Annotated in this window: 20 protein-coding genes and 1 tRNA gene; 5 read left to right on the top strand and 16 right to left on the bottom strand. The window is 69.5% G+C overall.

Annotation, left to right across the window (positions count from 1 at the left end; genetic code table 11):
- Window positions 1-173: 173 nt before the first annotated feature.
- The 12 genes from PHA84_RS14855 to PHA84_RS14800 all read right to left on the bottom strand — a co-directional run bounded on the left by PHA84_RS14855 (window position 174) and on the right by PHA84_RS14800 (window position 11,578).
- Window positions 174-3,509, bottom strand: a complete 3,336-nt coding sequence (locus PHA84_RS14855) for a LysM peptidoglycan-binding domain-containing protein (RefSeq protein WP_270888899.1) — start codon at window positions 3,507-3,509, stop codon at window positions 174-176.
- Window positions 3,506-4,009: a TadE/TadG family type IV pilus assembly protein gene (locus PHA84_RS14850; protein ID WP_270888898.1), complete on the bottom strand. Its 504-nt coding sequence runs from the start codon at window positions 4,007-4,009 to the stop codon at window positions 3,506-3,508. The genes PHA84_RS14855 and PHA84_RS14850 overlap by 4 nt, the downstream gene beginning before the upstream one ends.
- Before the next feature lie 4 nt (window positions 4,010-4,013).
- Window positions 4,014-4,466: a TadE/TadG family type IV pilus assembly protein gene (locus PHA84_RS14845; protein WP_270888897.1), complete on the bottom strand. Its 453-nt coding sequence runs from the start codon at window positions 4,464-4,466 to the stop codon at window positions 4,014-4,016.
- On the bottom strand, window positions 4,463-4,789 hold the full coding sequence (locus PHA84_RS14840) for a TadE family protein (RefSeq protein WP_442952904.1): 327 nt from the start codon (window positions 4,787-4,789) through the stop codon (window positions 4,463-4,465). The genes PHA84_RS14845 and PHA84_RS14840 overlap by 4 nt, the downstream gene beginning before the upstream one ends.
- Window positions 4,790-4,889: 100 nt before the next feature.
- Entirely contained in the window at window positions 4,890-5,090 is a 201-nt protein-coding gene (locus PHA84_RS14835) for a hypothetical protein (RefSeq protein WP_270888895.1), read from the bottom strand.
- 159 nt (window positions 5,091-5,249) lie between these two features.
- Window positions 5,250-6,086 carry a hypothetical protein gene (locus PHA84_RS14830; RefSeq protein WP_270888894.1) on the bottom strand — a complete coding sequence of 279 codons (837 nt, stop codon included), beginning with the start codon at window positions 6,084-6,086 and terminating at the stop codon, window positions 5,250-5,252.
- Window positions 6,083-6,961 (bottom strand): type II secretion system F family protein, encoded by an 879-nt coding sequence (locus tag PHA84_RS14825; RefSeq protein ID WP_270888893.1) that lies wholly within the window; start codon window positions 6,959-6,961, stop codon window positions 6,083-6,085. Before PHA84_RS14825 ends, PHA84_RS14830 begins: the two co-directional genes overlap by 4 nt.
- A complete protein-coding gene (locus PHA84_RS14820; RefSeq protein WP_270888892.1) occupies window positions 6,958-8,535 on the bottom strand; it encodes a CpaF family protein in 1,578 nt (525 codons plus the stop codon). The genes PHA84_RS14825 and PHA84_RS14820 overlap by 4 nt, the downstream gene beginning before the upstream one ends.
- Complete coding sequence (locus tag PHA84_RS14815; RefSeq protein ID WP_270888891.1) at window positions 8,532-9,332, bottom strand: MinD/ParA family ATP-binding protein; 801 nt, start codon at window positions 9,330-9,332, stop codon at window positions 8,532-8,534. Before PHA84_RS14815 ends, PHA84_RS14820 begins: the two co-directional genes overlap by 4 nt.
- Before the next feature lie 3 nt (window positions 9,333-9,335).
- Window positions 9,336-10,055, bottom strand: a complete 720-nt coding sequence (locus PHA84_RS14810; protein ID WP_270888890.1) for an SAF domain-containing protein — start codon at window positions 10,053-10,055, stop codon at window positions 9,336-9,338.
- 18 nt (window positions 10,056-10,073) lie between these two features.
- A complete protein-coding gene (locus PHA84_RS14805; RefSeq protein ID WP_270888889.1) occupies window positions 10,074-10,505 on the bottom strand; it encodes a hypothetical protein in 432 nt (143 codons plus the stop codon).
- Window positions 10,506-11,002: 497 nt separating this feature from the next.
- Window positions 11,003-11,578: a hypothetical protein gene (locus tag PHA84_RS14800; RefSeq protein WP_270888888.1), complete on the bottom strand. Its 576-nt coding sequence runs from the start codon at window positions 11,576-11,578 to the stop codon at window positions 11,003-11,005.
- Between the two features lie 367 nt (window positions 11,579-11,945).
- Between PHA84_RS14800 and PHA84_RS14795 the strand changes: the two genes are divergently transcribed.
- The 3 genes from PHA84_RS14795 to PHA84_RS14785 all read left to right on the top strand — a co-directional run bounded on the left by PHA84_RS14795 (window position 11,946) and on the right by PHA84_RS14785 (window position 13,766).
- Window positions 11,946-12,725 (top strand): SDR family NAD(P)-dependent oxidoreductase, encoded by a 780-nt coding sequence (locus PHA84_RS14795; RefSeq protein ID WP_270888887.1) that lies wholly within the window; start codon window positions 11,946-11,948, stop codon window positions 12,723-12,725.
- A 38-nt stretch (window positions 12,726-12,763) separates the two neighbouring features.
- The gene (locus PHA84_RS14790) at window positions 12,764-13,210 is read left to right on the top strand and encodes a GAF domain-containing protein (protein WP_270888886.1); all 447 of its coding nucleotides are present in this window, start codon (window positions 12,764-12,766) and stop codon (window positions 13,208-13,210) included.
- A 148-nt stretch (window positions 13,211-13,358) separates the two neighbouring features.
- On the top strand, window positions 13,359-13,766 hold the full coding sequence (locus tag PHA84_RS14785; protein WP_270888885.1) for a hypothetical protein: 408 nt from the start codon (window positions 13,359-13,361) through the stop codon (window positions 13,764-13,766).
- Here PHA84_RS14785 and PHA84_RS20815 read toward each other — a convergent pair.
- From PHA84_RS20815 to PHA84_RS14770, 4 genes are all read right to left on the bottom strand, one after another.
- The gene (locus tag PHA84_RS20815) at window positions 13,744-14,181 is read right to left on the bottom strand and encodes a helix-turn-helix domain-containing protein (protein WP_442952902.1); all 438 of its coding nucleotides are present in this window, start codon (window positions 14,179-14,181) and stop codon (window positions 13,744-13,746) included. The two genes, PHA84_RS14785 and PHA84_RS20815, sit on opposite strands and share 23 nt — an antisense overlap.
- Before the next feature lie 79 nt (window positions 14,182-14,260).
- Window positions 14,261-15,451, bottom strand: coding sequence for a tyrosine-type recombinase/integrase (locus PHA84_RS20810; protein ID WP_442952908.1), 1,191 nt, complete (start codon window positions 15,449-15,451; stop codon window positions 14,261-14,263).
- A 76-nt stretch (window positions 15,452-15,527) separates the two neighbouring features.
- Window positions 15,528-15,758: a helix-turn-helix domain-containing protein gene (locus PHA84_RS14775; RefSeq protein WP_270888884.1), complete on the bottom strand. Its 231-nt coding sequence runs from the start codon at window positions 15,756-15,758 to the stop codon at window positions 15,528-15,530.
- Between the two features lie 240 nt (window positions 15,759-15,998).
- Window positions 15,999-16,071, bottom strand: a tRNA-Arg gene (locus PHA84_RS14770).
- A 392-nt stretch (window positions 16,072-16,463) separates the two neighbouring features.
- Between PHA84_RS14770 and PHA84_RS14765 the strand changes: the two genes are divergently transcribed.
- Together PHA84_RS14765 and PHA84_RS14760 are read left to right on the top strand one after the other, a co-directional pair.
- Window positions 16,464-18,326, top strand: coding sequence for a phosphoenolpyruvate carboxykinase (GTP) (locus PHA84_RS14765; protein ID WP_270888883.1), 1,863 nt, complete (start codon window positions 16,464-16,466; stop codon window positions 18,324-18,326).
- A 267-nt stretch (window positions 18,327-18,593) separates the two neighbouring features.
- On the top strand, window positions 18,594-20,060 hold the full coding sequence (locus PHA84_RS14760) for a hypothetical protein (RefSeq protein WP_270888882.1): 1,467 nt from the start codon (window positions 18,594-18,596) through the stop codon (window positions 20,058-20,060).
- Window positions 20,061-20,070 lie beyond the last annotated feature (10 nt).

The raw sequence follows: 20,070 nt of genomic DNA, 5'->3' as shown, positions 1-20,070 counted from the left end.
AGGTGCGCGGCGGTGACGTCGCGGGGCTGTGAGGGCGACGGCGTACCTTCGTTCGCTGGGTGCCTGCCGTCCGCGTCGAGGAGCTGTGTCTTAGTGGGCGGTTCGACGCGGGTCCGCACGCGACCCGATTGTCACTGCGGGAGGGGCTTGGGGCTGCTGACACTCTGGCTAGCTCAGCCGGCCTTTCGGGTTCGCTCGTGCCATTCGCGTGTGGCGATGACCCGTTTGGTTCGGTCCGAGAGTTCGGGCGGGGCGTCCTCGTCGTCGGTGCGGTTGCACACCTCGTCGCGCAGGATCCGATCTGCCTCGCCGGGGTGACCTTCGGCGTCGGCGACCGCGGCGAGGTCCAGTCTGGGGATCTCTTCGTCGGGGGCCGCGAGGGCCGCCGTCTCTGCGGCCAGCCGGGCTTGGCGGGTATCTCCGGCTTGGAGGCTGTAGGTGGTGACGAGGTGCGCGACGTCGACGATGGCGCAGATCATGTGCTGGTCGAGGCGGTCTCCCCCGGACAGGAAGGACCATCCGCCGTCGCGGAGCCGATCGAAAGGCCGGCCCTGGACCAGTCGAAGCGCCTTGCGGAGGTCCTCGACGCCGTCCGGACCACGCGACTCCCCCCGAACGCGGAGCCTGCGGAACAGGTTCGCGTCGACGAGCAGGTCGAGAACCTGGTACACGCCGACACCTCTGGCGATCGCCGCTGGCGCCCTGCGTGCGTCGGGCAGGTGGGCCTCGCCGGTCCGCGGGTTCCTGCCGAGCCAGTCGCGGACGATGCGGACGTAGTCTCGGGCCTTCGCCGGGGTGATGCTGAAGGCCTCGGCAAGCTCTTCCGGGGTCGCGCCGTGTGCCCGGGTGGCCAGGTACGCGAGCATCTCGGTGTAGTACGGCTTGCGCTTGGTGACCGGGGTGCCGCGGGTCCGGGCGGCGACCGGTCCGAGCACGGTCAGCCTGGGCAGCGGGCAATCCTGGGACCACCACATGGCCAGGTCGTCGTCCAGGGTGGGGTCTGCGTCGGCGACCGCGTCGCTCACCCGCTCGGGTACCTTGGGCGCGAGGGTTTGGAGGTCGTCCTGCGTGGTGGCGCAACTGCGCAGGTAGTCCTCGTCGTCGTGCTCCAGGAGCGAGACCGCCCGGGCGTCGCCGCTGGCCGGGGCGTGTCGGGCGATGGTGTGTTCCTCACGTAGTGCGCCGGCCTCGTCCGACCAGGCCCGCCACCCGTCGCGGGCGTGCTGATCGACGGGCATGGGCGCGTCGACCAGGTCCTCGCTCAGCGCCAAGAGGGCGGCGCAGCCTTGCGCCTCATCGCTGGTCAAGCCGACGGCCACCAGGTCGAGGCCTGCATGAGGGAGGCTGACCCGGCCGTTGCCGGTGACGCGCAGGACCACGCCCGGGGTGCCCTCCCGCTCGCCGCGGACGACCACAGAGGTGCCGGTCTGCCCGGGGTGCTGATAGACCGTCTCAAGCAGCTGCTCCAAGGCTGGTTGCAGCCCACGCGCCGCGGACTCACCGGGTGAGCTTTCGTTGTCCTCGGCCGCGTCGACCAGCAGGAGCCGCGCCGGCCATGCGTCGGCGCCGTCTTGGCGTGCCCGGGCGGTGGCGATGTCGGCGTCGGCCGCGGCGCTGCGGTCGATCATGGTGATGGCGTCGGCCAGGGCCCCCGCCGCGGGATCTGCTTCACCGCTGGTGTGGACGTGTATGCGGTCGGTGTTCATGGCCGCGACCTCGTGTGCGACGCCGACCAGGTCGACGCGGACCCCGTGCGACCAGGGGTTGCAGGCGATCTCGGCGGCCAGGTACCGGGCGAAGTCGCGCCCGAACGTGGCGTCCCCGGTGATGCTCAGGTCGAGGTCCTCGATGTTGAGCAGCCACACGTTCCCGTCGTCGCCGGCTCCGATGGTGACCAGCAGCGGGTACGGGGCGGGCTGGTCGGGGGTGAGCGGACCGACGTCGCGCAGGTCGGCGCCAGCGGGCAGGGTCCAGTGCAGCTGGTCGGTGCTCCCGACCCAGGGTGGTTGCAGTGGCGTCGGGGTCGACAGGTGCAGGGTCAATGCTCGCTGGGCCAGCTCTACGGCCGCCAGCTCCGGCATGGGCGCGGTCTCCGCGGCGAGGCGTCGCAGGGCCTCGTCCATGACCTTGACGTCGATGCTCGCTGGGCCGCCTGCCGCGGTGAGTGTCTTCTCCACGGGTGCGAGCAGCGGTTCTGGGGTGGCGATGGTGCGCCCCGGGCGCCGGGCCCGGAACTGGGCTTTGCGGCGGCTGCGAAGTGCCAGCAGCATGGCGCCGGCTAGCATCGCTCCCCCGCCGGTCAGACCGGCCAGCATCCACGGCGCATGCTTGGGGTCAGCATCGTCGTGGGAGTCGTGGTGGGTGTCACCGCTGGTGGCCGCGGGGGTGCGCTCTGGTTGCCGGCGTGACGGCGCGTCCGCCGCTGGCGTGGCCGGCGACTGCGGTGCCGCCTGTGGGGCAGATGTCTGCGGGGTCGGCTGGACCGGGGCGGCCGGCTCGGAGGACCCGGGTCGGGGGTGCTCGGTGCCGGCTGGCGCGCGCTGCGCGTTCGCGGTCGCAGGGGCGGCTGCCTTCACGGCCGGGATGGAGAGCTCCCAGCCGGGCAGGATCAGGTCGGGGTCGCTCAGGTGGCGACCGTCGGGCTGCACGGTGTCCTTGGATGCCTGGAAGATCTCGGGATACCTGTCCGCGTCGCCGAGCTCCTCCTCGGCGATCTGCGACAGGGTGTCGCGACGGTGGACGGTCACCACGTGTCCCACAATCTGTCGATCTGAGTGGGCGCCGGTGGTCGATGCCGCGGCCGGCACCTGGAGGACCTCGCCTACGGTGAGGAATCCGGGGTTGGGTCCGAGGACGTCACGGTTCAGGTCAGCCAGTTCGGTGTAGCGGCTTCCCGCCCCCAGGTACCGCTCCGCAAGGGACCAGAGCGTTTCGCCGCGCTCGACGACGTGTTCCACGGTCGCGGGGTCGGGCCTCGCCGTCGTGGCCTGCGCCGGGGAGTGACTGGCCGTGTTGCGCGCGCGCTCTGGCTCTGGCGTGGGTATGTCCTGATGAGCGCGGGTGACGGGGGTGGCTGCGCGGGCGGCCGCGGTGGTGACGGCCTGGGTCGTCACCTGCATCGTCATCTGAGCGGCCTTGGCGGGGGTGCCGGTCATGGGGGCGGCCACGAACAGCAGGATCGCCGCGCCGACCAGGCCCGCAGCAGCCGTCTGGGGCACGTTCAGGCCGCGTAGCCGCGGCGCGCGGACGCCGCGTGCCCGGGCCAGGATCTCCAGCGCGATCGACCCGGCCAGGAACAGCCAGGCCGCCCACCCGAGAGCCTTGAGCGCACCCAGTGCCAGGGTCCCGTCGTCCGGGTTGGTCAGCGCGGCCGCGACCTGGTCGAGGGTGGGCCAGGTGTCGGGTAGCGGGTTGGCTCCGGCAGCGAGGAGGGTGATCGGCAGGGCGATCACGATGGCGACTATGGTCAGGGCTGCGATCAGTGCGGTGAGCCGGGTTCGTAGTGTCATCGCTGCACCCCTTGCAGTGCTCTGGTGATGGTTGCCTGCGCGTGGCCGGTCACGGTGAGGTGGTTGATCCCGATGATGGACAGGAACTTGGTGGTGTAGACCGCGGTGGTGGTGACCTCGATGGTGTCTCCGCCGGTGACCCGGGCGGTGCCGGCGACGTCGCCGGCGGCGAGGTACGTGCGGGCGGCCTGGACTGCTCGGGAGGTGTCCGCGATGGCGCCTTCACCACGAATGGCCGGTGCGGCCTGGAGTTGCTGGCCGCCGGCCCGGGCTGCCTGGCGGGCCACGTCTCGGGCGTGCTGTTGTGCGTACACCTGGCCACCCAGGTCCACAGCCATGCCGACCAGGACGATCATGACGAAGCCGGCGGTCACGATCCAGATGGTGACGGAGCCCCGCTCGACCGCGACGGCGACCCGGCGGCCTCGGCCGAGGAAGCGGCTCAGCCGGGCTGTGGGACGGCGGGTCGAGCTGACGAGCTGGGGGGTGGTGTTGTGCATGGCCTCACCGCTCTCGGTAGGTGTCCAGCGGCGAGGACATGCTCGCTGACACGGTTCGGGTGCCTGGTGCTCCGGGTACGGAGAGGTCGGAGAGGTTGACCACGCAGGTGATGGTGGCCCGGACGCTGGCGGGGGTGCCGACGGGCGAAGCGAAGCCGCTGGTGTCGACGCTGATGGTCATGCGCAGGCAGTTGACCTTCTGGTTGCTCAGGGCCTGTGTGGCCGCGGCCGTTGCCGTGTCCGCGGCCTGGGCCTGGGTCCGTGAGATCGAGGCGGAGCGGGCGGCTTCGGTGGCCGCCGAGCCTACGGCCTGGTTGGCGATGGCGACCCGGCCGGCGAACACGATGAGCCCGACGAAGAGCATGAAGGCAGGCGCCCCGATGGCGGCCTCGATGACGGCCGACCCTTGCTCGCGCTCCGCGGCCCCAAGGCGCGGCCGGCGCCGTGGGTGGCTCACTGGGTGATCCTCTCGACGGGGGCGCTGGCGCTCTGGGTGACGGTGGGTGTCCATCCGGGGATCACGCTGAGCGAGCGTCCGGTGACGGTCAGGGTGGCGGTGGTGGTGCTGCGGGAGCTGCGGGCCCGGGGTGCCTTGAGCACGTCGTCACCGCCGGCGGCGGTGACGAAGGCGTAGGCGTCTTGGGCGCCGGCCGCGCCGGACCCGCCCAGTCCGGCCGCGGTCCGGACGCCTTCTTGCGCGGCGGCCAGGGCGACGGTCCGTGCGTGGTAGAGGAGGGCAGCTTGCATGCCGAGGAACATCACCGCGAACAGCGCCGGCATCAGCAGCACCATTTGGATCGAGGTCGATCCACGGTCGTGTTCCCTGACCGCTGTCCAGCGGTCAAGGAACACGAACCTCCGGGGCCGGCGCATGCGAGGGTTACCGGATCTCTGCGGCCTTGGTGCGCACGTAGTTGGTGATCGCGAGGACGACGATTCCGACGATGCCGATGACGGCCACCGCCCAGATGACGTTCTCAATCGTCACCGAGCCGCGCTCGGGGTCCTTGGTCGCCTTGCGGATGGCGGTGTCGCGCATCTGGACGCCGAGGGTGTGCAGTGTTGCTGAGAGGTAGGTCATAGGGTTTCTCTCCCCGTGGTCTGGTCGGGGCTAATGCCCCGGGCGGTTGGGTGGTTCAGTGGGTACTGACCGGCTGGTGAGGTCTTCAGGTGCTGCCGGCGGTCACGCGCAGCAGGGCCGGTGCGACGAGGATGGCCAAGAAGATCACCCCCAGCAGGCTCATCGGGATGGACATCTTTTCGCCGACCTCGTTGGCCTTGCTTTCTCGGCGGCGAGCATTGCGCTGCGCATCCCTGCGGAGCGGGCGCGCAGGCTGCGGTAGATCTGGGCGCCCTCCTCCCCGGACAGGCGCATGATGTCGGCCAGGTCGTCGAGCTCGGGGAGCCCCAGCTCGAGGGCCAGACCGTGCAGGGCATCCCATGGGGTCAGCCCGGACCACCGGGTGCGGGCAAGCTCCTCGCCGAGGCGGCGGAACACCCAGGAGTCGCCGACGCCGGCGGCCACCTCCATGGCCTGGCGGGGCCCGGCGCCGGAGTTGCGCTCGAGCGCCACGAAGTCGATGTAGGCGCCGAGGCCGCGGCTGAACTCGGCCCGTGCCTTCTTCGCGTCGTCGCGGACGTTGTAGTTGGGCAGGAAGAACATCACGGTGGCCAGACCGAGCGTCGCGACGGCGGGGATGAAGATGGGCAGGCGTGCCCCGAGGAGGGTGAAGAAGGTGGTCAGCAAGGGCGGGATGGCCAGGCCGAGCAGGGCGAACATGATCTTCTCGCCGTAGTAGCGGCTGACGGGAATCCGCAGGATCGCCAGCTCCTGGACCGGGGTGGTGCCCCAGGCGCCGGCCGGCAGGGTCTTCATCCCCCAGACGCCCAACCGTTCGCGGGTGTCGCTGGCCGGGTGAAGGGCCTCGACGGCCCGCTTGGCGTGCTCGGGTGACAGCCGCCCGAGCGCGTCGCCCAGATCGGGGTCTGCGGGGGTCAGACGCCAGACCAGCAGCGCCACCCCGAGACCGATGAGGGCGCCTGCGGTCATCGCCAGCTGCAGACCGGTGGCCATCATCGGGCTGCCTGCCTGGCGGCGGACCCGATGAACCTGGGCAGCGGCTTCCCGGTCGACATCGTGCGCATCCACAGCAAGGTCGCGACGTACAGGCCGAGCAGCAGCACCAGCAGCATCTGCCCGATCGGGGTCCCGTAGGGGCGGACGTAGTCCCCGGTCAAGGCCAGGACACCGAGAACGGAGATCGTGATCAGGGTGACCCAACGCGCGGTCGACCGCGGCTTGGCCCGGTCCGCCTCGATCTCTCGCCTGGCGGCGACGTCGGCTGCGGTGGACTCAGCGAGGGCTTCCAGGACGCTGGCCACGCCGGCGCCCCGGCGCCGAGCAGCGAGGATGAGGTTGCCGGCGATCAGGTCGCCCGTGGCGTCGTCGAGCTCGTCGGCGAAGGCGCGCAGGGCGTCTTCGGTGGCCCACCGGGCACGGAGCCGTGACGCAAGGCGGCTGACCTCGGGCCGGATCGCCTCAGGGGTTGAGCGGAGGGTGGAGATCAGTGCCTGCTCGAGGCCGACGCCGGCGGTGAGGATGCCCGACAGGGAACGGGTCCACTCCTCCATCGCCTCGAGCCGGTGGATCTTGCTGGCCGAGGGTGGGGCGGACAGCAGGACGGGCACGCCGGCGGCCGCCGCCGGCACGAGCGGGATCGCGATGATCCAGCCGGTGAGCAGTGCGACCGCGACGCCCACCGCCGCACCCGCGGCAAGTAGCAGCCGGGTGCGCCGGTCCAGCGCCGCGAGCCGTCCCAGCGCGGCGCCCTTGACGATGGCACTGCGTTGGGGTGCCGGGGGCGGAGCGGGGCGAGACCGTAGGCCGGCGACGACCCCCAGCAGGCCGGCGACGACCAGCGCTCCGGCCACGGCCGGGACCAGCGGGGTCATGAGGCGGCCTCGCTGCGCCCGTAGAACTCCTCGAGGGCGAAGCCCCACCCGGCGAGCTCCCGGTACTCATCGGGCAGGACCGCAGGCTCGGCCTCCCGGCTGCCGGGTGGTGCGAGGAACACCCGCTGGACGGCGTACCCCTTCTCCCGCTCCCCTGGGGTCAGGGTCAGGATCTCGGTAACCCAGCGAGAGCGTTGCGCGGTGCCGTCGGCCATCGGGGTGGTCTCCAGGTGGACGTGCACGATGATGTCGATGCTGGCCGCGATCGCCCGCACGGCGTAGTCGTGGGTGATGTGCGGCCCGGCCTCCATGGCGCAGGTCACCAGCTTGCCGATCGCTCCTTCAGCGTTCTTGGCGTGGGTGGTGGAGATCGAGCCCGCACCGGACTCCATGGCCTTGAGCATGGCCAGGACCTCCGGTCCTCGAACCTCACCCACGATCTGGCGGGACAGGTCGAACCGGAAGCTGTCGAACAGGGCTTGGCTCAGGGTGAACTCGCCGGCCTGGCTGCCGTCGGCGGCCCGCTCGCCCGAGCCGGGGCGCGCCTCCCACGGGAAGACATAGGGGTGCTGGTCCTTGAGCTCGTGCAAATGGAGTTCGTACTCGGTCTCGAAGGTGCCGATGATCTCGTGCTTGGGGATCTCCGCGCACAGAGCCCGGACGAGCGTGGTCTTGCCCGCCCCCTGGGCGCCGGACACGACGATGCTTCGACGGGCCTTCACGGCCGCGGACAGGAACGACGCCGCCAGCTCCGTGAGCGTCCCCCGGTCGACCAGGTCGGCCAGGGTGACCCTGCGCAGCCGGTGCCGCCGGATGACCACCGATGGACGAGGTGTGACCCATGCCGCCGCGGCCAGCCGTGCACCGCCGTCCAGACGCAGGTGCAGCCTCGGCTGCCCCTCCGAGAACGGCCGCGCGTTGACCTCCGAGCGCGAGGCCAGGAAGACCAGGAAGTCGATCAGCTCCTGATCCGAGTCAGCCACGGGTGGCCCGGGGATCACGCGGCCGTCGGTGAGCTCGAGGAACACCGAGTCGCAGCCGAAGATCAGGATGTTCTCGACCCGGTGGTCGTCGACTAGCGGTTGCAGTCGCCCGAGCCCGAACAGGGAGTCGTCGATGGCCTTGGCCAAAGCGTCCTGCTCGGCGGCGTTCCAGGCATCCTGGCCGGCGCTGACCCGCTCGTCGTGCTCGCTGTTGAGCAGGTCGAGGATGATCGCTCGACCGCGCTCACGCTGCGCGGCCGAGCTCAGGTGGCCCCGGTCCTCCCCAAGGCCCGCACTGAGCCGGTCCGAGGCCTGTCCCCGCAGGGCGGTGACCAGGCCCCAGTCGATGTCGGAGCCGTGCCGGTGGATGCGGGGCATGTCCTGGTCGGCGCCGTCAGGCTCTGTGGGGGTGAGCGGGCGCGACACGGTCGGTGCCAGGTCGGCGGATGGTGACATCGAGAACGATCCCCGCACCCTGCCCGGGCGGCCGGCGGTCCGGCGGTCCGGCGGTGGCGCGGCGAACAACGGAAGGGATGCCGGGTCCGTGGGGTGGTTGCGCGGCTCGCGGGCAGCACTGTTGTCGTTCGTCATCCGGTCCCCCCGACGATCTGCGTGGCGAGCTGGCCGCGGTTGGTGGTCACCGCGGACTGGATCGAGGTCCGCGCCGCGGCGAGGCTGCGGACGAGGCGGGAGGAGTCGAATCGGCGCGGGGCCTGGGCTCCCTTGGCGAACACGTCGGCGGCCGCGGGGTCCCAGGCCACGGAGGCGATCACCGGGATCTGCAGGACCTTCTGGACGTCGCGGGCAGGGTAGGGCTGCCCCTCCCCCACGAGCAGCAAGCCCAGCGACGACGTCCCGCCGACTCCTTGGAATCCGGTTCGCAGGGTCTCGGCCCACGACCGTGCCGCCGACAGGGACACCAAGTCGGTCCTGGTCACCATCAGGGCCAGATCCGCCGCGTAGATGAGAGGCTCCGGGCTCCCGGCCAGGCCGAGCCGTCCGGCGTCGACGATGACGTCCTGGCCCGTGGCTTCCAGTGCCTTCAGCTCCGCGGCCAGGGTCTCCCACAACGGCAGCAGGCTGCGCCCTTGCCCGTGCGCGCGGGTGCCTGGTAGCAGGGAGACCGCCGAGCCGGGTGGCCCTGGCATCCGCAGCGTGGACTGGGCGATCGCCTCGCTCAGCTGCCCGTGACGCTGCGCTAGCGCCAGATCGATCAGCGAGTTGGTCGGCGCCGACTCGGCACGCAGGTAGCCGGCGAAGACAGCGGACCCGCCTGTCGGGTCGCCTTCGACCAGCAGCACCGGCCGGGACCATGTCAGGGCCAGCCCCAGGGTCGAGGCTGTGACCCCGGGCGACCCGGAGGCGGAGAACAGCACGATCAGGGCCATGGCTCAGCGCTCCCGGCTGTCCAGGACCAGCGCCACCTTGCCGGTTGCCGCCCGAGCCGCCAACTCGGCGGCCTGCTCATACGGCACCTCGAGGGAAACCACCGTCTGCCCGTTCTCACCGTCGGGGTAGAGACCGACGACGGTCGCGGAGATGGCCGCGGGCGGCTCTTGTCCCACGTCACCCTGCTGGCCCGGGGTTGCCACGATGCGCACCTGGTCGCCGGCGAGCAAGGTCTCTCCGGGCATCAGCGAGGGCGGCAGCGCGACCCCCACCACGGACATGCCCTTCCCGGGGAGGACCGTGGTGGTCACGTCCGCAGCGGTGACCAGGCTGCCGGCGGCCATGTCCATTGCCGCACGCTGGCCCACGAGGCTGCCCAGGCGATCGCCCGGTATGGTCTTCAGCGCGGGATCCAGTGCCACCTGAACCGTCATCAGGTCGCCTCGCGTGATCGTCTCCCCGCGGGTGACGGTCTGGCGCAGGGCCACCACCTCGTGGGTGTTGCTCGTCGACGACCACGTCCATGCCCCCAGCAGTGCGCCGAGGATGACGGCCGCAACCGACGCGGCGACCAACACCGGTCGGCGACGAAGCTTCGGTGCCGGCGTCACGGACGCCTGACCGCCGTCGGCGCCGCTCTTGACTCGACGCCGGCGGACCGGTCGCGTGCCTCGTCCCTCGCTCACAGCGGCGGAGTCGGCCGTCTCGGTGGTCATCGTCATCGGTCCTCCTCGAGCTGCTCAGTTGGTCAGCACCTGGGCTTCGCCCATGGTGATCGTGGTCGTGTCGGTGAAGTCCAACGGGATCGTGCCTCTCAGGCCGATCCCGGCCCAAGTGACGATCCAGTACGTCGTGGCCCGCACCGTGTAGGTGCCCTGGCCGGTGTAGGTGTGCCCGCAGGTCGGGGACGACTGCTTGCCGTAGGAGTCGGCATACGGTGTGCCTGGCCCGGTGCACGTGACGGTGGCGCCGTCGCCCATAGCCCAAACCGTGCGCTGAGCCTTCGCTGTTGCCGTGACGGTGAAGCCACCTGCCGACGCGGACTGGGTTTGCGGCCCCCACGTGGTCGCCCCAGGGTTCTGAGCCCACATCCACGTCGGCATCCCGATGATCCCAATGCTTCCCGGACCGGGCTCGGGCACGATGCCGATGTTGATGGCGTGGAGGTTCATCCGCGCGATCGCCCGCCGCGTCAGTACACGCGGATCCGGCGGCGCACCATTCGGTGGGGTGGCCAGCCAGATCCAAAAGGTGACAAACGCGAACGGACCGCCGCCGAGCACTGGCCTCGTGCATGCGTAGACCTGGCCGGTCGTGCGGCCGCCCCAAGCTGGGTCACTGAATGGCGGCTGTGGCTGCAACGCCTTGGCGTAGCACTGCTGGGACTGAACCCACCATCCATGAGATGTCGAGCAGGGCACCTCCTTCGTCGGAGATGTCAGAGTCCAGGTGCACGTTGGCAGATCGACGGGCTGGTCGCCTCCACCGCTCCCACCACCGCCGCCAGGGTCACCCCCATCGCCGGGATCCGCGACGACGATGATGCACTCCCCCGTTCTCGGAGAGGGAATCGTTCCGGGAGGGCAGCTGATCGGTGCATCCGCTGCCAGTGCGGGCGTTGCTCCCCCGAGAACCCCTGCCACGGCCAGTGCGACGACCGCCAACCGCTTCAGCATGGTTTGCCCTTCAGCGTGTCAATCGTGACGAAGAACCCCTGTGGCGCCTTCACGACGGTGTACGTGTACTGCTGACGATCCGGGCGCCCTGGCTTCACGACAGACTTGCCGGCCTTGTCGATGACATTGACCTTGGAGAGGTCAATGCACGCCGTCACGGCGAAGGTCTTGCCGTCCTTCGTCGTGGCCGTTGACGACTGCACCACCGACTGGCCGATCTGCTTCCAGCCGTGAGCTTGCAGGGTTCCTAGCTCGATCCGCGACTGATTCGCTGCTTGGTCGCGTGCAACTGTGGCGACGAGGTTTAGGCTCTTCTTCGGGTCGGCGGCCAGCTCGTCGAGGACCTTCCAGTAGCGGCCGATCGTCTGCTCCGCCGACTTGATGTCCTTCTCGGCGGGAGTCAGAGGTGTCGGCGTCGACGTCGTGCTGGTCGTCGACGTGGCCGCGGAGGTGGTGCCGGTGGTTAAGGTCGTCGCAGGTGGCTTGGGGTCGTTGCAGGCCGATGTCAGAACCACTGCCGCCAAGCTCACTGCCAGACCGATCGCGCGGGCTCGGCTTCGGGTCGTCATCTGCTTTCTCCTCGATCTCATTCGGCTTAGGCCCGTTGTGGCCTCACTGACGGACAGTAGTGGCCGACTTCGAGATAAAGAGACTAGTGCATCTATCTCACATGGGGTAGTTCGAAACGGCGCGTTTGCCTGAGCGGCGTGTTTGCGGATGGCAAACGCTGCGTTCAACGTGCTGTCCCCTGGCGTCTGTCCGGGCCAGCGTGAAGGCGGGCGCGGATCGCGGCTATGTTGCAGGGGACCAGGCCGATGGGCTCCTAGCGCTGGCCCATCCCGAGAGCAGAGCGTCCCGGGCGCAGTGGGGGAAGGATATTCCATGTTTCGGCCGGTATCCAGAGCTCGGGAGCGATGGCGTCCGCATCTTGCCGTTGTGACGGGCGCGGGCGGAGGCATCGGCGCCACCTTGGCCATGCAGCTCGCCGAGTCGGGGTGCGCTCTGGCGCTCGTGGACAACAATGCGGCCGCACTTTCCGCCACAGCGGCGCGCTGTGAGTCACGCGGCGCCGTAGTCGTGCAGTGGGAGGTCGACGTCGCCGACAACCGCGCCGTGACCAGGATGAGGCGGGAAGTCATCGACGATCTCGGTGCCCCAGACGCCCTGTTCAACCTGGCTGGGGTGATCCATGCTGGACGGCTCGTCGACTCAGATCTCGATGACGTGCGGCGGGTTGTCCAGGTCGACCTCCTCGGCACCATCGCCTGTTGCCACGCCTTCCTACCAGCACTGTCGAGCACTCCCGCCGCGCGCATCGTCAACGTCTCGAGCGCCTTCGGACTGGTGGGTGTGGGTGGCTACAGCGCGTACAACGCCGCCAAGTTCGCCGTGAGGGGCTTCACCGAAGCCCTGCAACAGGAGGCTCCCCCGCATGTCAAGGTCAGCTGTGCCTACCCCGGCGGCGTCCGCACCGACATCATGCGCAATGGCCTCTACGCGTCGACGGCGGACCGGGCGGGGATACAGGAGCGGTTCGACGATCTGATCGCGCGAACCTCGCCCGAGGCGACCGCTCGTGCGATCCTCCGCGGCTCGGCCAGGGGTCGCCGCCGCATCATCGTTGGCGCGGACGCGCGTACCGCCGACGCCCTGGCCAGGCTCACCGGCGCCCACTACCAGGTTCTGACTCGGCGCCTTGGCACCGGGCCCGCCTAGACTCTTACCGATACGCACCGTGGCTGGAGGCGCCTCCGATGTCGGATCGTTGGCTACTGATCGAAACGTTCGGCGGCGACCGCCCGCCGAGCGTGATTGGCGTGGGTGCGACGCCAAAGCGCATGGTGCCGCTGGCCACGATCCTTGGCCGTGGACGATCGCTGCAGGCGGTGGAGGCGGCAGTGGCCAAGGTGGTCGCGGCGGGCTCCCGCGAGGAGTTCCTTACCCGTGACTATCAGCGCCGGATCGTGGCCGACCCATTGCTTTCCTACCGTGGCGACGTTCACGGCGTCTGGACGTGGGTCGGTCGGGCCGACGATGAGCCGCCGCAACGCGACCCTGCCGGTGCCTGGCATTTCAACCTAACCACCCGACACCATCGGCGGCAGCGACGACCTGCTCGACCTCTACGGCGTCGCGCCGGAGCATCGGCAAACCGAGCGGGCTACCGCCGAGGCATTCACCCGCCTCGTTCCGAACACTGACGACGCCGCGGCGTTAGCCCTGCTCATCCGATCCCGGCCGGGCGACGAGCACCAGGCCGTGTGGGCAATCCGACGCGACGACGGGCAGATGCGAGCCGGCCATCTCTCCTGCCGCGCCGTGGCAGAGAGCCGACGAGGCAAGACTGAGGTGGTTCTGCGAGGAATCACCCACGACATCGGCCCGGCCGAGGCGACCCCGGCCGCCCCTCCCCCTGCAGTCCTCGAACACCGCGTGCTTGAGAGCATGGCCCAGCCCGGTGAGCACCGGGCTCTGTTCAACCTGAAGAACCTTCGCATCCTGCGCTGGCTCGACGACCCGCTCCCCCATCTGCACTGGACCATCGACCCAGCCCACCCCGACCCGAGGTGGATCCACCCCGAGGACCAGCGGGCAGCCCAGATGCTCTCGGACTCGCTGCGGACCGGTCGGACCACCGGGCAGCTGCGGCTCGCCGCCGAGGGAGGCGGCTGGATGACGGTAGAGATCGTCGGCAACATCGTGCTCCTCGACCAGCACACGACCGCCGGCCTGTTCACTCTGCGTCGCGCCGAGTAGACCTGAGCGCAGCCGCCACCTCGGCCCGTTTGACGCCCAAGATTTCGGCCAGGGCGTCCAAAGCCGACTGGGATGGCAACCGGTCGATCTGACCCGATTCCCACCGCGCATAGGTGGGGAGGGACATGTGCGAACGTTTCGCCACCTGTCGCGCGCTTAGGCCGGCGAGAACCCGCAACCGCCTCAGGTCTGGTTCCCTATCCGATGGGATCAGGAGACTCTGAGCTTGCACCTCGAGGACCTCTGCGATCCGGTGGAGAACCTCCGGACGCGGCTCCGAGGCACCTCTCTCCCAACGCGAAACCCGCTCTCCACCAGCTACGCCGATCAACCGCGCGAGCTCATGCTGAGTAAGTCCAGCCCTCTCCCGGGCGGAGCGCAAAGCCCTGGGGTCAACGACGGGAATGGAGGGCATCGCGGCACACCCTATTGGCCGAGCGCTGCGGAGTCTTGCCAGATCCGGCATCAACGCCTCGGGGAACTGGCGCCCGACCCTAGCCCTGGAGATGCAGGCTGACGTCCTGGCTCGGATTTCCAGGCCACAGCGCGGCACCCATCCGTCGGGCTGCCTCCACCCGAAGCTCGTCCACCGCATGGGCGTACCGCTGCGCAGTCGCCATTTCCGTCCATCCCATGATGGCCATGACTGTTCGAAGGTCCACGCCCTGCACCAGCAGGAGGGTCGCGGCAGTGTGCCGCGCGTCGTGCAGTCGCGCATCACGCACACCTGAAGCTCTCAAAATCGCCTTCCACTCACGCCAGTCGCGAGCTGGGTCCATCGGGCGACCCACTTCGTCGGGGAAGGTCAGATCCAGAGCCCTCGCCCAGGCGGGACCCACACGAAGGCCTTCCTGCGCCTGGTCACGACGGTGCAGCCGCAGTTCTTGCACCAAGGGTGGGGGCAGGGAGATGGAGCGCCTGGAGGCGTTGGTTTTTGTCTCCACCAGGCGGATGCCCCCATTTCGCCGATTTGGACAGTCAGCCCCGCGCTTCCGGCCGCATGAGGGCTGGGAACCGCCAGCTGCGAGGCGGCACCCGTGCTCCCAGGTTTGACGCTGCACGGCTCGCTGGATCCGCAAGGTGCCGTTGTCGAAGTCGATGTCGGACCACTGGATACCGAGGGCCTCGCCCTGACGTAGACCAAGAGACAGCGCGACTGACCAGCGTGCAGCGTTTCTGCGAGTTCGAGCGGCGCCAAGGACCGCCACGCACTCGTCCCTGGTGAGCGGTTGGACCTCGTGCCTGGGCATGCGGGGCGGTCGAGCGATCATGGCTGGGTTCGATGCAAGACGCTGCCGCCGAACCGCTTCGTTCAGCCCGGATCGGAGCACACGGTGGACCGCGTGGACCAAGCTGGCCGAGTTGCCGGCCTCCAGCATTCGCCGATAGTGTTTTTCAAGGGTTTCCGGGCGCAACGAGCTGAGTCGAATGGAACCCAAAGCAGGAACGATGTGCACTCCCATCTGGCTTCGGTACGTTGACAGCGTCTTCCACCGCACCGTGGAGGGCAGGACGTTCTCGAGCCAGTGCTCCAGCCACTGACCCAGGGTCGGGTCGGACTCGGTCCATGTGTACTGGCCGGTGTCGCGGGACCGTTCCAGCGCGCGAACTGCCCGGTCCAGATCGCCCTTGGCACTTCGACTGATGTGCTTGCGATCAGGACGGCCATCTAGTCGCGTCCCCATGGTCACCCGCGCGTGCCAGCGACCGTCCTTACCCCGGTACTTGGACGAGGTGGTCTCCTCGGCTGAGAGTCGGCGCCTACCCTTCATCGGGGGCGCTCAGAGACTTGAGGTAGCGGTTGAGCTCGCGTCGCTCGACGCGCACGGAACGGCCGATGCGAACGACGCGTAGGTGATGGCGCGCTACTTCACGCTCGACGCTGCGGCGGGTACACCGCAGATGCGATGCGACCTCGCCAAGCGTCAACAGAAGGGTTGGCTGGGTGTCCTCGGTGGTCCAGTGTGCGGTTGCGGTCTTCATGCCCGACATAGGCCACCCTGGCGACGTCTGGTGGTCACTTGGGAGGACGGTTCTGCGTCCGAATGCGGCGCGACATGACTGGAGCACACATCCAGTCTCCACGGCCGACTCGCGCCCCTGGTTCTCAATTGTTGGGCCCATTCTTGGGCCCATGGAGTGCCCCAACGGGCCCGATCAGCGTCGGCGACGAGTAAGGCCCCGACCGCGTCTCCGCAGGTCAGGGCCCCAACCGTCTGTCTCAACACAGAGTGCGCCCGAAGGGATTCGAACCCCTAACCTTCTGATCCGTAGTCAGATGCTCTATCCGTTGAGCTACGGGCGCGGATGCTGCCCCGAGGATCGCCCAGAGCAACGACGGGAAAGACTACCGGGTGGACCGTCGGCGGCGAAATCAGGGTGCCGCATGCCACCCGCGGGTGGAGGCGCGACGGCGACCGTGGTGAGCGACCGCATACCAATTAGCAAGGAGCGCAACGCTTTCCGTGTGGTTCTTGCAGTGAGTGCAAGAACCTCGCAGCGCGCTGCACGGCGAGCGCCGGCTGTGAGCCGTCTCACGAGTCGTCTCGACCGTTCGTGGTACCTACCGGCGAGTTGCCCAGCGTACGGTGACCAGATCAGGAGCGTTCACCCTCTGGGACAAGGCCAGCGCGGCATGGACGCATGACCTCATTGATCCACGGGCCTCGCCCGGGACGAAAGGGACGGCCGATCAGAATGACGACCGAGGCGACGCAGCAGACGAACGAGCGGGTGGGCGGCACCACACATGCAGGCCTGCAGGCATGGGTCGACGAGGTGGCGGCGATGACGACGCCCGACCGCATCGAGTGGGTGACCGGCTCGGACCAGGAGTGGGCGCGCCTCACCGACAAGCTCGTCGCAGCCGGCACGTTCGTGCGCCTGGACGAGCAGAAGAAGCCGAACAGCTTCTACGCCGCCTCCGACCCCACCGACGTCGCCCGTGTCGAGGACCGCACCTTCATCTGCTCTGTCGAGGAGAAGGACTCCGGGCCGACCAACAACTGGATGGCCCCCGGCGAGATGAAGGACCTGATGCGGGGCTTGTACGCCGGCTGCATGAAGGGCCGGACGATGTACGTCATCCCCTTCGTCATGGGTCACCTGAACGCCGAGAACCCGATGTTCGGGGTCGAGATCACCGACTCCGAGTATGTCGTGGTGTCGATGCGCGTCATGGCCCGCACCGGGGTCAACGTGCTTCGCCGCATCGAGGAGCTCGGCGAGGACGCAAAGTACGTCCCGGCGCTGCACTCCGTGGGCGCACCTTTGGAGCCCGGGCAGCAGGACGTGAAATGGCCCTGCAACCCCGAGAAGTACATCGTCCAGTTCCCCGAGGAGCGGATGATCTGGTCGTACGGGTCCGGCTACGGCGGCAACGCCCTGCTCGGCAAGAAGTGCTACTCCCTGCGCATCGCCAGCGTGATGGCGCGCGACGAAGGCTGGCTCGCCGAGCACATGCTCATCCTCAAGCTCGTCTCGCCCGAACAGCAGGTCTACTACGTCGCTGCCGCGTTCCCGAGCGCGTGCGGCAAGACCAACCTCGCCATGCTGGCCCCCACCATCCCCGGGTGGAAGGTCGAGACCCTCGGTGACGACATCGCGTGGATGCGGTTCGGCGAGGACGGCCGGCTGTACGCAGTGAACCCCGAGTTCGGCTTCTTCGGTGTCGCCCCGGGCACCAACGAGCACACCAACCCCAACGCCATGAAGACCATCAACAAGGGCAACTCCGTGTTCACCAACGTGGCGCTGACCGACGACGGCGACATCTGGTGGGAGGGCTTGGAGAACACTCCCGCCCATGCCACCAGCTGGAAGGGCGAGGACTGGACCCCTGAGATCGGAGCCTCCGGCGTCCTCAGCTCGCACGCGAACAGCCGCTACTGCACGCCGATCGAGCAGTGCGACATCCTGGCCAAGGAGTACTACGACCCCCAGGGCGTGCCCATCTCCGCCATCTTCTTCGGGGGGCGGCGCAAGACGACCGTTCCGCTCGTGACCGAGTCCCGGGACTGGGTGCACGGCACGTTCATGGGCGCCACGCTGTCCTCGGAGACCACCGCGGCCGCCACCGGAGCCGTCGGCGTCGTGCGTCGCGACCCGATGGCGATGCTGCCGTTCATCGGCTACAACGCAGGCGACTACTTCCAGCACTGGATCAACCTGGGCAAGGACGCCGACGCGGCCAAGCTCCCGAAGATCTTCTATGTGAACTGGTTCCGCCGGGAGCAGAGTGCGGACGGCTCCTGGGGCCCCTTCCTCTGGCCCGGCTTCGGTGAGAACAGCCGCGTGCTGAAGTGGGCGATCGAGCGCATCGAAGGCAAGGCCGCCGCGGTCGAGACGCCGATCGGCCACGTGCCCACCCCCGAGTCGCTCGACACCGAGGGCCTGGCCCTCACCGAGGCCGCGCTCGAGGCGGCTCTCAAGGTCGACGCCGAGGAGTGGAAGGCCGAGATCCCGCAGATCGAGGAGTGGTTCGCCAAGTTCGGCGACACGCTGCCCACCCAGCTGCGCGTCGAGCTGGACGGACTCAAGGCCCGCCTCGGCGTGGAGTGAGGTTCCCGAGCCGTGGGCTCAGCCAGGCCTTGTAGGGCGTTGGCCGGGTCACGGACCGAACTCCGTGGCCGGTACACGTACTGCCACGGACGTACCGGCACCGCCACCGCCAGAGGCGCAGCAGCGACACTGTGCGCTCCAGCTGAGCGGCGGACAGGCTCTGGTCCACGGCGCCTCCGCGAAGGGATGGGACAAGAGGAAGATGGCGGGCCGACCGCCCGTCGCTGCGACCTGACCGCGGACGACCTCGCTGACATACTCCGCTCCATGGCTCACAGCGGCGTGGTGTTCCCCGAGGTCGACGGCCGGCGCAGCACCTCGGCCCTCGGGCGTGCGGTGGTGGCGGACGCGCTGAGGGGCGTCGACCCGGTCGGCGCGCGGTCCGCCGAGCGCGACACCGCCTGGCGACAGGGATACGTCAGCCACTTCAGGCGCTTGGTAGAAGCGGGACTCCTGGAGAACGGCGGTGCCGCCGTGGGCATCGCGCGTGCGGGTCTCGCCTCGCTGCACGGGCGGATGCGCGTCAGCGTGGAGGACGGGGAGGTAGGGCTGGAGCAGGCGTTCGACACGCCGCGTGGTGCCGCGCTGGAGACCGCGACGGTCCGCGGGCAGGGCGAACGGGTGACGGAGCTCGGCATCCCCCTGCACGGACGACGGCTGAAGGGCGATGCTCTGGCGCACCAGCTCGACGCCTGGGTGGCTCGAGGCGTCATGGAGCCCTCCGCGGCGGAGGCCGTCCGCCAGGTCATGGCCAACCCGGGGTGGCTGGACCTGTCCGACCAGCGGCTCGTGGTGCTGGGTGCCGGTGCGGAGATGGGCCCGCTACGGGCAGTCCTGTCGTGGGGAGGCGACGTGGTGGCGGTCGACCTACCGCGCCCCGACATCTGGCGACGCGTGCTGGGGGTGACCGCCGGATCCGCAGGCACCGTGCACGTCCCGGTCGCGGCGACGAGCCGGTGGTCAGCACCTGACCTGGCGGCCCATGCCGGCGGCGACCTCGTCCACGGCCTCCCCGAGCTGGCGGACTGGCTGTCCGGCTTGGACGGAAGGCTCGTCCTGGGCAACTACGTGTATGCCGACGGGTCGACGAACGTACGCGTCTCGACAGCTGTGGACGCGTTGAGCGCGGAGCTCCTCCGCCGTCGCCGCGACGTAGCCCTGGCCTTCCTCGCCACCCCCACCGACGTCTTCGCCGTACCGCGGGATGCCGTCGAGTACTCGACCCGGGGCTATGGCTCGCCCTCCGCCGCGATGCGGCTGCTGCGGCCCGCCCTGCGGACCGTTAGCGCCGGCAGGCTGCTCCGGCGCAACTACGCCCCGGGCGCGGACCCTGGCATCAACGACAGCCTCGTGCCGCAACAGGGCCCCAACTACGCGTTGGCCAAGCGGCTTCAGCGCTGGCGTGCCACGGTGGCGGGCCACGACGGCGTCACCGTGTCGCTCAACGTCGCACCACCGACGCGCACGCGGTCGGTGCTGAAGAACCGCGCGCTCGCCTCCGCGTACGCGGGCGCGCACCGCTTCGGGATCGAGGTGTTCGAGCCGGCCACCAGCAACACCCTCATGGCCGCCCTGCTCGTCCATGACCTCCGGACGGCACCGCTCCGCTCCCTCGCGCCGTGGGAGCAGGAGGCTCGCGGGGCCGTACACGGCGGACTCTGGCGCACACCGTACGATCCGCGAAGCGCGCTGGGGCTCGCCGTGGTCCTCGGCCTGGGAGCCGCCCGCGGCTGAGCGGGGCCCA

The organism is Pedococcus sp. 5OH_020 (genome assembly GCF_027812955.1).
GTDB lineage: Bacteria > Actinomycetota > Actinomycetes > Actinomycetales > Dermatophilaceae > Pedococcus.
Note: the sequence above shows the minus strand (reverse complement) of the source record. Positions and strands in the feature narration are given on the sequence as shown.

What these genes read in the sequence shown, in the direction of transcription:
- PHA84_RS14760 (WP_270888882.1), top strand. Translation starts at nt 18,594, where the DNA reads ATGGCTCACAGCGGCGTGGTGTTCCCCGAGGTCGACGGCCGGCGCAGC.
- PHA84_RS14840 (WP_442952904.1), bottom strand. Translation starts at nt 4,789, where the DNA reads ATGCCGGCGCTGTTCGCGGTGATGTTCCTCGGCATGCAAGCTGCCCTC.
- PHA84_RS14790 (WP_270888886.1), top strand. Translation starts at nt 12,764, where the DNA reads ATGTCGGATCGTTGGCTACTGATCGAAACGTTCGGCGGCGACCGCCCG.
- PHA84_RS20810 (WP_442952908.1), bottom strand. Translation starts at nt 15,451, where the DNA reads ATGGGGACGCGACTAGATGGCCGTCCTGATCGCAAGCACATCAGTCGA.
- PHA84_RS14850 (WP_270888898.1), bottom strand. Translation starts at nt 4,009, where the DNA reads ATGCACAACACCACCCCCCAGCTCGTCAGCTCGACCCGCCGTCCCACA.
- PHA84_RS14820 (WP_270888892.1), bottom strand. Translation starts at nt 8,535, where the DNA reads ATGACGAACGACAACAGTGCTGCCCGCGAGCCGCGCAACCACCCCACG.
- PHA84_RS14765 (WP_270888883.1), top strand. Translation starts at nt 16,464, where the DNA reads ATGACGACCGAGGCGACGCAGCAGACGAACGAGCGGGTGGGCGGCACC.
- PHA84_RS14810 (WP_270888890.1), bottom strand. Translation starts at nt 10,055, where the DNA reads ATGACGATGACCACCGAGACGGCCGACTCCGCCGCTGTGAGCGAGGGA.
- PHA84_RS20815 (WP_442952902.1), bottom strand. Translation starts at nt 14,181, where the DNA reads ATGCCCTCCATTCCCGTCGTTGACCCCAGGGCTTTGCGCTCCGCCCGG.
- PHA84_RS14800 (WP_270888888.1), bottom strand. Translation starts at nt 11,578, where the DNA reads ATGACGACCCGAAGCCGAGCCCGCGCGATCGGTCTGGCAGTGAGCTTG.
- PHA84_RS14815 (WP_270888891.1), bottom strand. Translation starts at nt 9,332, where the DNA reads ATGGCCCTGATCGTGCTGTTCTCCGCCTCCGGGTCGCCCGGGGTCACA.
- PHA84_RS14855 (WP_270888899.1), bottom strand. Translation starts at nt 3,509, where the DNA reads ATGACACTACGAACCCGGCTCACCGCACTGATCGCAGCCCTGACCATA.
- PHA84_RS14805 (WP_270888889.1), bottom strand. Translation starts at nt 10,505, where the DNA reads ATGAACCTCCACGCCATCAACATCGGCATCGTGCCCGAGCCCGGTCCG.
- PHA84_RS14835 (WP_270888895.1), bottom strand. Translation starts at nt 5,090, where the DNA reads ATGACCTACCTCTCAGCAACACTGCACACCCTCGGCGTCCAGATGCGC.
- PHA84_RS14830 (WP_270888894.1), bottom strand. Translation starts at nt 6,086, where the DNA reads ATGATGGCCACCGGTCTGCAGCTGGCGATGACCGCAGGCGCCCTCATC.
- PHA84_RS14775 (WP_270888884.1), bottom strand. Translation starts at nt 15,758, where the DNA reads ATGTCGGGCATGAAGACCGCAACCGCACACTGGACCACCGAGGACACC.
- PHA84_RS14825 (WP_270888893.1), bottom strand. Translation starts at nt 6,961, where the DNA reads ATGACCCCGCTGGTCCCGGCCGTGGCCGGAGCGCTGGTCGTCGCCGGC.